Annotated in this window: 11 protein-coding genes; 6 read left to right on the top strand and 5 right to left on the bottom strand. The window is 72.8% G+C overall.

The genetic code is table 11. From position 1 onward, the window contains the following. Positions 1-8: 8 nt before the first annotated feature. Together NW895_RS27765 and NW895_RS27760 are read right to left on the bottom strand one after the other, a co-directional pair. Entirely contained in the window at positions 9-890 is an 882-nt protein-coding gene (locus tag NW895_RS27765; RefSeq protein WP_289938913.1) for an LLM class F420-dependent oxidoreductase, read from the bottom strand. 66 nt (positions 891-956) lie between these two features. Then, entirely contained in the window at positions 957-1,943 is a 987-nt protein-coding gene (locus tag NW895_RS27760; RefSeq protein WP_289938912.1) for a MarR family transcriptional regulator, read from the bottom strand. Between the two features lie 56 nt (positions 1,944-1,999). Between NW895_RS27760 and NW895_RS27755 the strand changes: the two genes are divergently transcribed. The 4 genes from NW895_RS27755 to NW895_RS27740 all read left to right on the top strand — a co-directional run bounded on the left by NW895_RS27755 (position 2,000) and on the right by NW895_RS27740 (position 6,780). Beyond that, the gene (locus tag NW895_RS27755) at positions 2,000-3,247 is read left to right on the top strand and encodes an MFS transporter (protein ID WP_289938911.1); all 1,248 of its coding nucleotides are present in this window, start codon (positions 2,000-2,002) and stop codon (positions 3,245-3,247) included. A 16-nt stretch (positions 3,248-3,263) separates the two neighbouring features. Further along, a complete protein-coding gene (locus NW895_RS27750; protein WP_289938909.1) occupies positions 3,264-4,238 on the top strand; it encodes an alpha/beta hydrolase in 975 nt (324 codons plus the stop codon). A 276-nt stretch (positions 4,239-4,514) separates the two neighbouring features. Beyond that, positions 4,515-5,504 carry a helix-turn-helix domain-containing protein gene (locus tag NW895_RS27745; RefSeq protein WP_289938908.1) on the top strand — a complete coding sequence of 330 codons (990 nt, stop codon included), beginning with the start codon at positions 4,515-4,517 and terminating at the stop codon, positions 5,502-5,504. Between the two features lie 88 nt (positions 5,505-5,592). Then, positions 5,593-6,780: a CaiB/BaiF CoA-transferase family protein gene (locus NW895_RS27740; RefSeq protein WP_289938907.1), complete on the top strand. Its 1,188-nt coding sequence runs from the start codon at positions 5,593-5,595 to the stop codon at positions 6,778-6,780. A 3-nt stretch (positions 6,781-6,783) separates the two neighbouring features. Here NW895_RS27740 and NW895_RS27735 read toward each other — a convergent pair whose 3' ends face one another. Continuing rightward, positions 6,784-7,749, bottom strand: coding sequence for a TerC family protein (locus tag NW895_RS27735; RefSeq protein WP_289938905.1), 966 nt, complete (start codon positions 7,747-7,749; stop codon positions 6,784-6,786). Between the two features lie 117 nt (positions 7,750-7,866). Then, positions 7,867-8,523: a phosphoribosyltransferase gene (locus NW895_RS27730; protein ID WP_289938904.1), complete on the bottom strand. Its 657-nt coding sequence runs from the start codon at positions 8,521-8,523 to the stop codon at positions 7,867-7,869. Positions 8,524-8,827: 304 nt separating this feature from the next. Between NW895_RS27730 and NW895_RS27725 the strand changes: the two genes are divergently transcribed. Both NW895_RS27725 and NW895_RS27720 read left to right on the top strand, forming a co-directional pair. After that, positions 8,828-10,045 carry a polysaccharide pyruvyl transferase family protein gene (locus NW895_RS27725; protein WP_289938903.1) on the top strand — a complete coding sequence of 406 codons (1,218 nt, stop codon included), beginning with the start codon at positions 8,828-8,830 and terminating at the stop codon, positions 10,043-10,045. A 42-nt stretch (positions 10,046-10,087) separates the two neighbouring features. Next, positions 10,088-11,527 (top strand): FAD-dependent oxidoreductase, encoded by a 1,440-nt coding sequence (locus NW895_RS27720; protein ID WP_289938901.1) that lies wholly within the window; start codon positions 10,088-10,090, stop codon positions 11,525-11,527. Between the two features lie 11 nt (positions 11,528-11,538). On the opposite strand, the gene NW895_RS27715 is transcribed toward NW895_RS27720, so the two are convergent. After that, a complete protein-coding gene (locus NW895_RS27715; RefSeq protein WP_289938900.1) occupies positions 11,539-12,195 on the bottom strand; it encodes a dienelactone hydrolase family protein in 657 nt (218 codons plus the stop codon). Positions 12,196-12,252 lie beyond the last annotated feature (57 nt).

The following is a 12,252-nucleotide window of genomic DNA, read 5'->3' as shown; positions in this document are numbered from 1 at the left end:
GCTGCGGTTCAGGCGAGCCCCGCCACCCGCTGAACGGCCGGTGCCGCGAAGCGGTCGATCCAGCTCGCGGGTTCGCCCACTCGAGGGGCGAGGATCACGGTGTCGATGCCGAGTTCGGTGTAGCCGGTGACGTCCCGGGTGAAGGCGTCGAGGTCCTCCGTGGTGGCCGCCTCGCCGGTGTAGAGGATGGTCTTGCGGATTCCGTCGTAGTCGCGCCCCACGGCGTCGCAGTGCCCGCGCAGGACGCCGAACTTGTGCCTGATCTCCTCGGGGGACGAGGCGATCACGTTGCACGCGTCGGCGTACTGCGCGACGAGGCGCAGGGTCTTCTTCTCCCCTCCCCCGCCGATCATGAGCTCGGGGTGCGGTGAACTCACCGGCGCCGGGACGCACAGGGTCTCGGCGAGCCGGTAGTGCGCGCCCTCGAAGGGACCGTCGTTCTCCGGGTCCCACATCTGCAGGCAGATCCGCACGGTCTCCTCCAGCCGTTCGAACCGCTCCGCGACCGGCGGGTAGGGCACGCCGAGGCCGTGGTGCTCGCGGTCGTACCAGGCCGCTCCGATGCCGAGGGTGGCCCGGCCGCCGGACAGCACGTCGAGCGTGGTGGCGATCTTGGCGAGCAGGCCGGGGTGGCGGTAGGTCACGCCGGTCACCAGCGCGCCGAGGCGGACGGTGGAGGTGTGTCCGGCGAGATAGCCCAGGGTCGTGTAGGCCTCCAGCATGGGCTCCTCGGCGCCGCCGTTGAACTCCATCTGGAAGTAGTGGTCCATGACGGACAGCCAGCTGACGCCCGCCGCCTCGGCCGCGGCGCCCGCGGCGGCCAGTTCCGCGCCGAGTGCCGGGGCGCCCCCGGAGTGGCCGAACCGGTTGATGTGCACGCCCACGCGCATGTCCGTATCCGTTCGTCCGGAGTGGCAACGACCCTTGTGACGCTAGAACTTGGAGCGCACTCCAAGTCAACCCCCACCGTTGCCCGCCAGCTGGTCGCCGAGCGGGCTGCGCCGGTAGAGGACGTGTCGTCCGTCGCGGGTGCGGGTCACCAGGCCCGTCGCGTGCAGCACCTTGAGGTGCTGGGACACGGCGCTCGGCGTCACTCCGAGGCGCCGGGCGATCTCGACCGTCGGCAGCGGCTCGGCGAGCAGACGCAGCAGCGTCGTCCTGGGCGCGCCGAGCAGGGCGATGAGCGCCGGTGCGCCGGGCTCGGGTTCCGGCTCCCACAGGGTCGCGGCGCCCCGGCTCGGGTAGGCCAGCATCGGGGGTTCCTCGGCGCTGACCGGAGGCGCCGGCTTGTGCGCGAACAGGGACGGCACCAGGCGCAGGCCCCGACCTGAGCCGTCCACGTGATGGTGCCCGATCATCTTCTCGACGTGCAGGACACCGCCCCGCCAGCGCAGGTTCGGATGCAGGCCGGCGAAGAGGAGACGCGCGCCGCCGGTGGCCAGCTGCCGTGCACGGTGGGTGATGTCGGCCTCCAGCACCAGCCGCATCTGTGGCCACGCGGGCAGCAGCGCCGACTCCCAGTAGCGGTACAGGAGTGCGCACAGTTCCTCCAGCAGCTCCGCGACCGGCGCGTCACCGGGCGCCTTGAGCGCGCGCAGCGCGTTCGGCAGCGGTCTCGGTGCGTGCACCGCGTACAGGTCGCGGCGGACGACCTCCGGGGGCGTGGCGCGTACGACGGCCAGCTGCTCCTCGACCGTGGGCGCGAAGGCCGTCGGTCGCGGTGTCAGGAAGTCGGGCAGGGCGAGGGTCTCCCCCACCAGGGCCGCGAGCAGCCGGGCGTCGGCGGGGTCGAGCCGGTCCAGCACCGAGGCACGCCACCGGGTGTGCAGGGGGTACAGGCCAGGGGCACGCAGGGCTCTGAGACTGCCCATGACCTCGCGCAGGGGGGAGATCGCGAACCGGGTGTCCGCGAGGTCCTCGGCACCGAGCTGGAAGCTGATCATTTAGCCCCCCGCTACATCCTTTGGCAACCGCGCGTCGCTGCCGTGGACTTCGGCACATGACGGATCATCCTCTCCGGCACCCTACTGTGCTCGCCCTCGCGTGCGGCGTGGCCGTGGGCAACGTGTACTTCCCGCAGGCGCTCGCCCCGCTGGTGGCCGCCGGCCTCGGCGTCCCGCCCGACGCGGCCGCCATGGTCGTCACCGCGGTCCAGTTCGGGTACGCGGCCGGCGTCTTCCTGCTCGTCCCGCTCGGCGACCGGCTCCCGCACCGTCCGTTGCTGGCCGGCCTGCTCACGCTGACCGGCCTCGGGCTGCTGGCGGCGGCCGCCGCGCCCGGGCTGGTGCCGCTCGTCGGCGCGAGCGCGTTCGTCGGGGTGACGACGGTGGTGGCGCCGCTCGCCGGTCCGCTGACGGCGGGCCTGGTGCCGGCGGAGCGCCGCGGGGTGACCGGCGGGATCCTGCTGAGCGGCTCCCTGGCCGGGATGCTGCTGTCCCGTACCTTCGGCGGCGCCCTCGGCGAGTGGCTGGGCTGGCGCGCCCCGTACGTCCTGGCCGCGGCGCTGTCCCTGACGACCGCCGGGCTCCTGGCCCGTGCCCTGCCGGACACCCGCCCGCCCTCCGCCCAGTCCTACCCGGCGCTCCTGGCCGAGCCGCTGCGCCTGCTGCGCACCGAGCCCGAGCTGCGCCGCTCCTGCCTCTACCAGGCGTCGGTGTTCGCCGGGTTCTCCGCCGTGTGGACCGGCGTCGCGCTGTTGCTCACGGGACCGGTGTACGACATGGACGCACGGGCCGTCGGGCTGCTCGCCCTGGTCAACGCGGCGACCATGCTGTGCACGCCGGCGGCGGGCCGCCAGGTCGACCGCCGGGGTCCGGACGCCGTCAATCTGGTGGGCTTCCTCGTGGCCGGCGGGTCGGCGGCGGTGCTGGCGCTGGGCGCAGCGGGCGGCGTACTCGGCCTCGCCGCCCTGGTCGCGGGCACCCTGCTGCTGGACGTGGGCATGCAGTCCGGCATGGTGGCCAACCAGGTCCGCCTCTACGCGCTGCGCGCCGAGGTCCGCAGCTGCCTGAACACCGCGTACATGACCTGCGCGTATCTTGGTGGCGGTCTGGGGTCGTGGCTGGGGGCGCATGCCCTCGCCCGCTTCGGGTGGACCGGCGTGTGCGCCCTCGTCGCCGTCCTCACCACCCCGGCCGTCACCCGTCACGTCCTTGTCACCCGCCGTACGGCGGGCAGGTTCCGCCGTACGGCGGCGCCCGTGCCCGGCCGGCCGGGCCCACCATGTCCGCACGAGCCGCCGCGATGACGCGTGAGGAGACACCATGACCCAGGTCCCGCCCCCGTTCGACCCCGAACTCGCCGCCGCCCTGGAACTGATCAAGGACGTGGTCAGTCCGGGCCTCACCATGGACGAGATCGCCGATGTGCGGCAGGGGTCCGGCATCCAGATGCTCGCCGACCTGGACCTCACGCTGGACGGGTTCTTCGAGGTGGAGGACCGGCAGGTGCCCGGGCCGCAGGGCGAGCCGGACATCTCACTGCTGATCTGCCGTCCGGCCGCTCCCGTCGGCGCGGGCCCGCTGCCGGTGATCTATCACGTGCACGGCGGCGGCATGATCATCGGCAACAACAGAGTCGGGGTCGCCTGGCCACTGGCTTGGGGGAAGGAACTGGGCGCCGTGGTGGTCTCCGTGGAGTACCGGCTGGCGCCGGAGCATCCGTACCCCGCCCAGATCGACGACGTGTACGCCGGGCTGCTGTGGACGGCGGAACACGCCAAGGAACTCGGCGGCGACCCGGAGCGGATCGTCCTCGCGGGCGCCAGCGCGGGCGGCGGGCTCTGTGCGGCGCTGGCGCTGCTCACCCGGGACCGGCAGGGGCCGCGGCCCATCGGGCAGATGCTGATGTGCCCGATGCTCGACGACCGCAACGACACGCCGTCCTCTTACCAGATGGCGGGCCTCGGTATTTGGGACCGCACGGCCAACGAGACCGGCTGGACCGCGCTGCTGGGTGAGCGCCGGGCTGGTCCGGACGTCTCCCCGTACGCGGCACCCGCCCGCGCCGAGGACCTGACCGGCCTGCCCCCGGCCTTCCTAGACGTCGGTTCCGCGGAGACCTTCCGCGACGAGGTCGTCGCCTACGCCTCGCGCATCTGGCAGGCCGGCGGCGTGGCCGAGCTGCACGTGTGGCCCGGCGGCTTCCACGGCTTCGACGGCTTCGCCCCGCACGCCGCGCTGTCGCAGTCGGCCGTCGCCGCCCAGCTGAACTGGCTGCGCAGGCTCCTGGCGGGATGACCCGGGCAGCCAACGGACCCCGCCCCGCCCTCCCCATGTCAACCCTCGCCGCCCAGCAAAACCGGCCGCGCAGGCACCTGACGGAACGACCTGGGTGGTCGGCGGAGACCTTCCGCCGCGCTCTCGCGGGGCGTCGGCAACACGGACTCCGGCCGCCGGGTGACCTGGCGGCCGGAGCAGGTGGAGGGGCCGGGGCGCGCTCGCACGCCGCCTCACGCGGACGTCCCGGCGGGACCACATGGCTCGAAACACGCGCTCATGGCGCACCATGGGCCTATGAAAGAGCTGGCCGGGCGTCTGACCGCGCTGGACCCGGATGCCGGGGCCGCCGTCCGTGTCATCGCCTACTTCGACCGACTGGCCGAGTCCCGGGCAGGGGTGGAGGCGCTGGTGCGCGGGGCGGCCGTGCTGGCGGGCTGCCCCGCGCGGCTGGTCGACCCCGAGCGGCGGGTGCACGTCCGCGTCGAGCCCGACGGCGCCCGCCGCGACAGCGACCTCCCGCCGGACCCGGTGTGGCCGTCCGCCGCGCTCACCCCGGGCGGCGCCGCGGCCGTCTGGCTGGAACGCGCGGAGGCGGAGCCCAGCGTGGTGGACGCCGTGATCCTGGAGCGGGTCGCCGGGGCCGTGCGGCTCGTCCTGGACCGCACCCGTGGGCGGGCCCCCGCCGAGGACCCCGCGCTCGTCGAAACCGTCCTCGACTCCATGGCACCGGAACAGGCCCGACTGCACGCGGCTCGCCGGCTCGGGCTGGACCCCGCCGCGCCGGCCAGGGTCCTCGCAGCGCCGGACGGCCGGCCCCGGATCGTCCGCGCGGAAACGGAGCCCGATGCGGCCGGCGGTCGGCTCGGCGTCGGACCGGCCGTTCCCGTGCTCGACCTGCCCCGGTCCTGGGAGGCCGCGCGCACCGCCCTGCGCTTCACCGCCGACGGCACTGCGCGGGATCCGGGACAGCGTGTGGTGCACGCCGACGAGCTCGGCGGTATCGCTCTCCTCGCCGGCCTCGTCGAACCGGGCGCGGAACCCCCGCCGGACGTCCGCGCTCTGGAGGCGGCGGCCGTGACGACGCCCTGGCTGCTCACCACCCTGCACGCCGTCGCCGCGACCGCGAGCCTGCGGGCGGCCGCCGCCGAGATCAACGTCCACCACTCCACGCTCCAGGACCGGCTGACCCACGCCGAGCACCTGCTGGGCTGGCCGGTGCGCACGCCGCAGGGCCGCCTGCGGCTGCACCTCGCCCTGATCATGCGGCATCTGGCGCGTCCCTGACGGTCCCCGCAGGCCCCCTGAGCCCGGCCGCGCGCTCTGCGGCTAATCTGCGCACAGGACGCACGGCTCAGGAACTGGAGGGGTCAGGGTGCAGCGGCTTCCCCTGTCCGGGGTCACGGTGGTCAGCCTGGAGCAGGCGGTGGCCGCGCCCTATGCCACCCGGCAGCTCGCCGACCTCGGCGCCCGCGTGATCAAGGTGGAACGGCCCGGTGGCGGCGACTTCGCGCGCCGCTACGACACGACCGTGCACGGCCACTCCAGCTATTTCGTGTGGCTGAACCGGTCCAAGGAGTCCCTCACACTGGACCTGAAGGACCCGCGGGGCCGCGAAGTCCTGCACCAACTCCTCGACGGCGCGGACGTGTTCGTACAGAACCTCGCCCCAGGGGCCGCCGACCGCCTCGGCCTCGGCACCGACGCCCTCGCCGCACGCCTGCCGCGGCTGATCCCATGCACCATCTCCGGCTACGGCACGACCGGCCCGTGGGCCGACCGCAAGTCGTACGACCTGCTGGTGCAGTGCCAGACAGGCCTGGTGTCGCTGACCGGAACGCCCGGCGAGACCGCCCGGGTCGGCATCTCCGTGGCCGACATCGCCGCCGGGATGTACGCCTACAGCGGCATCCTCACCGCCCTGTACACGCGCGCGACCACGGGTACGGCGCATCCGGTGGAGGTGTCCCTGTTCGAGGCGCTGGCGGAGTGGATGGGCCAGCCCGCCTACTACACCCGGTACGGCGGCAGCCAGCCGGCGCGGATGGGCACGCAGCACGCGACCATCGCCCCGTACGGCGCCTACCGGGCCGCCGACGGCAAGGAGGTGCTGTTCTCCATCCAGAACGAGCGCGAGTGGGCCGCCCTGTGCGCTCGGTTCCTGGGCCGGCCCGAGCTGACCGACGATCCCCGGTTCGCGACCGGTTCCGACCGGGTCGCCCACCGCGAGGAGCTCAACGCCGTCGTCGCCGCGCGCTGTGCCCGTTCCGGCAGCGAGGCGATCCTCAAGGACCTGGAGGAGATCGGCATCGCCGCCGCCGGGGTCAACGACGTCGCCGCGTTCCTGGATCACCCGGTGCTGGCCGCCCGTGAACGCTGGCGGGAGGTGGCCGTGCCCGGCGGCGCCATGGTGCAGGCGCTGCTGCCGCCGGCCGACCTCGCGGGTCTGCCCGCGCGCATGGACGCCGTTCCGGCCGTCGGGGAGCACACCGACGAGATCCTCGCGGAACTCGGCTGTACCCCCGCCGAGATCGAGGCGCTGCGCGCCGACGCCGTGATCTGATCGCTACGCCGTCTGTCCCTCCTCGGTCTCCTGCTTCTTCGCGGCCCGCAGGCTGGTGATCGTGGTGACCGCCAGGACGAGCACGATGAAGCCCAGCGAGAACGGGATGCTGATCTCGGGGACGTGGACCCCGGACTCGTGCAGCGCGTGCAGCACCAGTTTGACGCCGATGAAGCCGAGGATGATCGACAGGCCGTAGCTCAGGTGGACCAGCTTCTTCAGCAGGCCGCCGATGAGGAAGTACAGCTGGCGCAGGCCCATCAGGGCGAAGGCGTTCGCGGTGAAGACGATGTACGGGTCCTGCGTCAGGCCGTAGATGGCGGGGATCGAGTCCAGGGCGAACAGCACGTCGGTGGAGCCGATCGCGAGCATCACGACCATCATCGGGGTCATCACCCGCTTGCCGTTCTCGGTGATGAACAGCTTGGTGCCGTGGTAGCGGTCGGCCACGCCGAAGCGGCGCTCGGCGGCCTTCAGCAGCTTGTTCTCCTCGTACTCCTCGTCGTGCTCCTCCTTGCGGGCGTCCTGGATCAGCTTCCAGGCGGTCCAGATCAGGAAGGCACCGAAGAGGTAGAACACCCAGGAGAAGGCGGAGATGATCGCCGCTCCGGCCGCGATGAAGCCGGCGCGCAGCACCAGAGCCATGATGACGCCGACCATCAGCACCCGCTGCTGGTACTGCGAGGGCACCGCGAATTTCCCCATGATCAGGACGAACACGAAGAGGTTGTCGACGCTCAGCGACTTCTCGGTGATGTAGCCCGCGAAGAACTCGCCCGTGGGCCGGCCTCCGCCGTAGAAGTACAGTCCCGCACCGAACACACAGGCCAGGACGACCCACACCACGGTCCAGACCCCGGCCTCCCTGATCGACACGTCGTGGGGCTTGCGGCCGATGAAGAAGTCGACGGCGACGAGCGCGCACAGGACGGCGACGGTGAGCAGCCAGACGGTGAGGGAGACGTTCACAGGTGCTCCTGGTGCAGGTGGGGATTCGCATGGTCGTCCCCACCGGTGCCGTCTTCCACCTCCATCAGGTGAACACCAGGTCAACTACAGGGAACGTCGGCGCCAAGAGCGTGCGCCCTAGTGGCTCACTCGCCGATGCCGGCGCAGTGCCTCCAGGACATCCTCGTCGGTCAGCTGCTCGAAGTCCTCGTACCAGAGGCCGACGGCCATGAACGCGGCGGGCCGGTGCAGGCAGATCACGTCGTCGGCCTCGGTGCGCATCAGTTCCGCCGCCTCGGGCGAGGAGACCGGCACGGCCAGCACGACCCGGGCGGGGTCCTGGCGCCGTACGGAGCGCAGGGCGGCGCGGGCGGTCGATCCCGTGGCCAGGCCGTCATCGACGACGATCACCGTACGTCCACGCAGGTCGGGGGCGGGGCGGCCCTGCCGGTAGCGCTGCTCGCGGCGGCGGAGTTCGGCGCGTTCCCGGTCGACCACGGGGGCGAGCGCGGCCTCGCTGAGGCCCAGGTGGCCCAGGGCGCGTCGGTCGTAGAGGGGGTCGTCGTCGCCGGCGATCGCGCCGACGCCGAACTCCTCCTGGAAGGGGGCGCCGATCTTCCGTACGACGAGCACGTCGAGCGGGGCGTCGAGCGCCTGGGCGACCTCGCGCGCCACGGCGACGCCGCCGCGGGGCAGGGCCAGGACGACCGGATCCGGCAGGGCGCCCTTCTCCTGCCGGGCCCGCAGCTCTTCGGCCAGCGCCTGTCCGGCCTGGCGGCGATCACGGAACCGCATGACGGTTGCCCCTCCTTCCCTCACGGAGACGGCCCCCTAGGTCCGGCACCCGCGTACCCCCTCGCCGCCCGCCGATGCACCTGCCTCCGGCGGGAGAAGCCGGAGAGCAGGGAAGGCGGAACGCGGCAAGGGACGGTAGAACAGGGGAAGGGAGAAAATGCCCGATTAGAGGATAATTGCCCCGCTAACAGCCGTGTTTCCGAGCGGTCGGCGCAGGCAACCCGGGACCGTGCGCGGGACTGTGAGTGTTTCCGCGCCACCGCCATCAGCCCCAGCCGACTCCGACATGACGGGAGCCCCCCGGATGACCACTGCCCTCTCGCATCCGCACCCCGCCGGGTCGGGCCCGCGCATCGGCGTGCTCGGTTCGTACGGCGGTTTCAACATCGGCGACGAGTCGATCCTGACATGCGTACTGGGCTGTCTGCGGGCCCAGCGACCGGACGCACGCCTCGTCGTCTTCAGCCGGAACGCCGAGCACACCCGCACCCACCATCCCGGCATCCACCAGGTGGTGGACTGGGAGGGCGTCAGCCTCAACCATGTCTCCGACGCGCTGTCCGGCCTGGATCTGCTGGTGCTGGGCGGTGGCGGCATCCTCTACGACGGCGAGGCGCGCCGGTATCTGCGGCTCGTGCGGGCCGCGCAGGACCGGGGCATCCCCACCTTCGCCTACGCCGTCGGAGCCGGCCCGCTGCGCGAGGCGGAGGACCGGGAGGCGGTACGCACCGTGCTGGCGGACATGGACGACGTGGTGGTGCGGGACCAGGAGTCCAAACTGGTCCTGGAGGAGGTCGGCCTGGAACGCGAGGTCACCGTCACCGCCGACCCGGCCCTGCTGCTGGAACCGGAGCCCTTCACGGACGCGATGATGCGCGACGAGGGCGTGCCCACCGACGCCCGCCTGGTGGGGATGTCGGTGCGCGAGCCGGGCCGGGCGGCGGAGAAACTGGACGAGGGCGACTACCACGCACTGCTGGCCGACGTCGCGGACTTCCTGGTCCGGCGTCTGGACGCACACGTGGTGTTCCTGCCCATGGAGCGAGCCGACGTACGCCATGCGCACGCCGTGCTCTCCCACATGACGGCGCCGGACAAGGGCAGGATCCTGCACGGCGCCTACACCCCGGGGCAGGTCCTCGGCTTCATGCGCCATCTGGACCTGGCCGTCGGCATGCGTCTGCACTTCGTGATCTTCGCGGCGCTGTCCGGTCTGCCGGTGCTGCCGTTGCCGTACTCCGGCAAGGTCTTCGACTTCGCGCGCCGACTGGGCGCACCGGCGCTGGTGGGTGTGGCGCGGGAGCAGGCCGGACTGCTGCTGGCGGAGGTGGACCGGTTGTGGGACGAGTATCCGCAGCGCCGTGCGGATCTGCGTGCCCGGGTACAGGAGCTGTCCATGTTCGCCCGGGAGACCTGCGTGCGCTGCGGGGCACTGCTGGACGAGATCGGCGGCGGGCTGGATCCGCAGGCGGAGGCGGAGATCGAGCTGCAGCGGCCGCAGGCCGCCGAGCCCGCCCACTGAGCGCCTGACGCCTACGCCGAGCCCCGCCCGCGGGAGGACCCGATGCCGATCCTGGAAGAACCCCGACAGCCTCACACGGTCACCCTGCCGCCGCGCCCGGCCCGGCACGGGGGCCGTACCGACGTCCTGGTGGTCGGCGGCGGCCCCGCCGGGTGCGCCGCCGCCGTCGCCGCGGCCGACGCCGGGGCCGACGTCGTCCTGGTGGAGCGCTACGGGTTCCTGGGCGGCAACGCGACCGCGGCGCTCGTGATGCCGCTGATGTCGTTCCACAACGAGCACAAGCAGGCCACGTTCACCGAGTCCGGTGAGGACGCCCGGCTGCTGCCCAACGACCATGGCGAGGGCGAGCCGGTGGTCGCGGGCGTGCTGTGGCGGCTGCTGGACGAGCTGATGGGGCGCGGCGGCTGTCTCAAGCCCTCCCCGAAGACCGGCTACACGGTCCCCTTCGACCCGGAGCTGTTCAAGCTGGTCCTGCTCGACATGATGGACGAGTCGGGGGTGCGGATGCTGTTCCACGCCTTCGCCTCCACCGCGCTGCGCCTGGAGGACGGCTGGCGCGTGGTGTTCGAGACCAAGTCCGGGCCGGTGGTCATCGACGCCGGCGTGGTGGTGGACGGCACGGGCGACGGAGACGTCGCGGCCGCCTGCGGGGCGCCGTACGAGATCGGCCGTCCGGAGGACGGGCTGGTGCAGCCGATGACGCTGATGTTCCGGGTCGCGGATTTCGCGCGGCCGGACTTCGCCGAGTACGTGCGGAAGAATCCGGACCAGTGGCGCGGCGTGCACGGCCTGTGGGACCTGGTGGAAGAGGCCAGGGCGGAGGGCGAGCTGCGGCTGCCGCGCGAGGACATCCTGTTCTTCGCGACCCCGCATCCACGCGAGGTCAGCGTCAACAGCACCCGTGTGACCAGGGTGCTCGGCACCAACGTGTGGGACCTGACCCGCGCCGAGTACCGGGCCCGCCGTCAGATGGCGCAGATCGACCGGTTCCTGCGCACCCGCGTGCCCGGTTTCGAGGAGTCGTACCTGATGCAGAGCGGCACCCACATCGGCGTGCGGGAGACCCGGCGAGTGGTCGGCGACTACCAGCTCACGGGCCACGACATCCTGGCCGCCCGGCCCTTCCACGACGTCATCGCGCACGGCGCCTACCCGGTCGACATCCACAACCCGCGCGGCTCCGGCACCGTCCTGAAGCGGGTGCCGACGGGCCGCTTCTACGACATCCCGCTGCGCTGTCTGGTGCCGCAGAGCACCGAACGGCTGCTGGTGGCCGGGCGCTGCATCTCCGGGACGCATGTGGCGCACTCGTCGTACCGGGTCATGCCCATCGCGATGGCGACCGGTCAGGCGGCAGGCGTGTGTGCCGCGCTGACCGTGCGCCACGGGCACGGCCCGCGAGGCCTGCCGTACCGGCTGGTGCAGCGGGAGCTGCTGCGCCAGGGCGCCCGGCTGCGCATCGACCTGCCCGTGGCCGGCTGACGGGCCGGACGTCAGCCGGCCGCGGCCTTCAGGTGGTCGTCGCACCACTGCCGGGCGGTGCCGGCGACCTGCTCCAGCGCGCCGGGCTCCTCGAACAGGTGGGTGGCGCCGGGCACCACATGCAGCGTGTGCGGCGCGTGCAGCCGCCGGGCCGCCTCCTCGTTGAGCCCCAGCACCTGATGGTCCGCGCCGCCCACGATCAGCAGCACGGGTGCCCGTACGGCGGGCAGGGCGTCGCCGGCCAGATCGGGCCGTCCGCCGCGTGACACGACGGTCAGCACGCGGTCGGGTCGTTCGGCGGCGGCGACCAGGGCCGCGGCGGCGCCGGTGCTGGCGCCGAACAGGACGACGGGCAGGCCCCGGGTGCCCGGCCGCGCCTGGAGCCAGTCGATGGCGGCGACCAGGCGGCCGCCGAGCAGCGGTATGTCGAAGCGGTGCTCGGCGGTCAGCAGGTCGTACTGCTCCTCCCGTTCCGTGAGCAGGTCCATCAGCAGGGTGCCGAGTGCGGCGGTGCGCAGTTCGTCGGCGACCCTGCGGTTGCGCGGGCTGTGCCGGGAGCTGCCGCTGCCGTGTGCGAAGAGCACCACGGCCCGGGCGCCCGCGGGCAGCACCAGGTCGCCCGCCAGTTCCGCGCCATCGGCGGGCACCGTGACCGACTGGGAGATCATCGGCATCCCCTTCTTCCGTGCCGGACCCCCCTTCTGAGGAACCGCGTACCCGCGACG

Source organism: Streptomyces sp. S.PNR 29, assembly GCF_030386795.1.
Classification (GTDB): Bacteria; Actinomycetota; Actinomycetes; order Streptomycetales; family Streptomycetaceae; genus Streptomyces.
Note: the sequence above shows the minus strand (reverse complement) of the source record. Positions and strands in the feature narration are given on the sequence as shown.

Excerpts from the sequence above, each read along its gene's own strand:
- NW895_RS27720 (WP_289938901.1), top strand. The coding sequence starts at position 10,088 with ATGCCGATCCTGGAAGAACCCCGACAGCCTCACACGGTCACCCTGCCG.
- NW895_RS27730 (WP_289938904.1), bottom strand. The coding sequence starts at position 8,523 with ATGCGGTTCCGTGATCGCCGCCAGGCCGGACAGGCGCTGGCCGAAGAG.
- NW895_RS27760 (WP_289938912.1), bottom strand. The coding sequence starts at position 1,943 with ATGATCAGCTTCCAGCTCGGTGCCGAGGACCTCGCGGACACCCGGTTC.
- NW895_RS27725 (WP_289938903.1), top strand. The coding sequence starts at position 8,828 with ATGACCACTGCCCTCTCGCATCCGCACCCCGCCGGGTCGGGCCCGCGC.
- NW895_RS27715 (WP_289938900.1), bottom strand. The coding sequence starts at position 12,195 with ATGATCTCCCAGTCGGTCACGGTGCCCGCCGATGGCGCGGAACTGGCG.
- NW895_RS27750 (WP_289938909.1), top strand. The coding sequence starts at position 3,264 with ATGACCCAGGTCCCGCCCCCGTTCGACCCCGAACTCGCCGCCGCCCTG.
- NW895_RS27745 (WP_289938908.1), top strand. The coding sequence starts at position 4,515 with ATGAAAGAGCTGGCCGGGCGTCTGACCGCGCTGGACCCGGATGCCGGG.
- NW895_RS27765 (WP_289938913.1), bottom strand. The coding sequence starts at position 890 with ATGCGCGTGGGCGTGCACATCAACCGGTTCGGCCACTCCGGGGGCGCC.
- NW895_RS27755 (WP_289938911.1), top strand. The coding sequence starts at position 2,000 with ATGACGGATCATCCTCTCCGGCACCCTACTGTGCTCGCCCTCGCGTGC.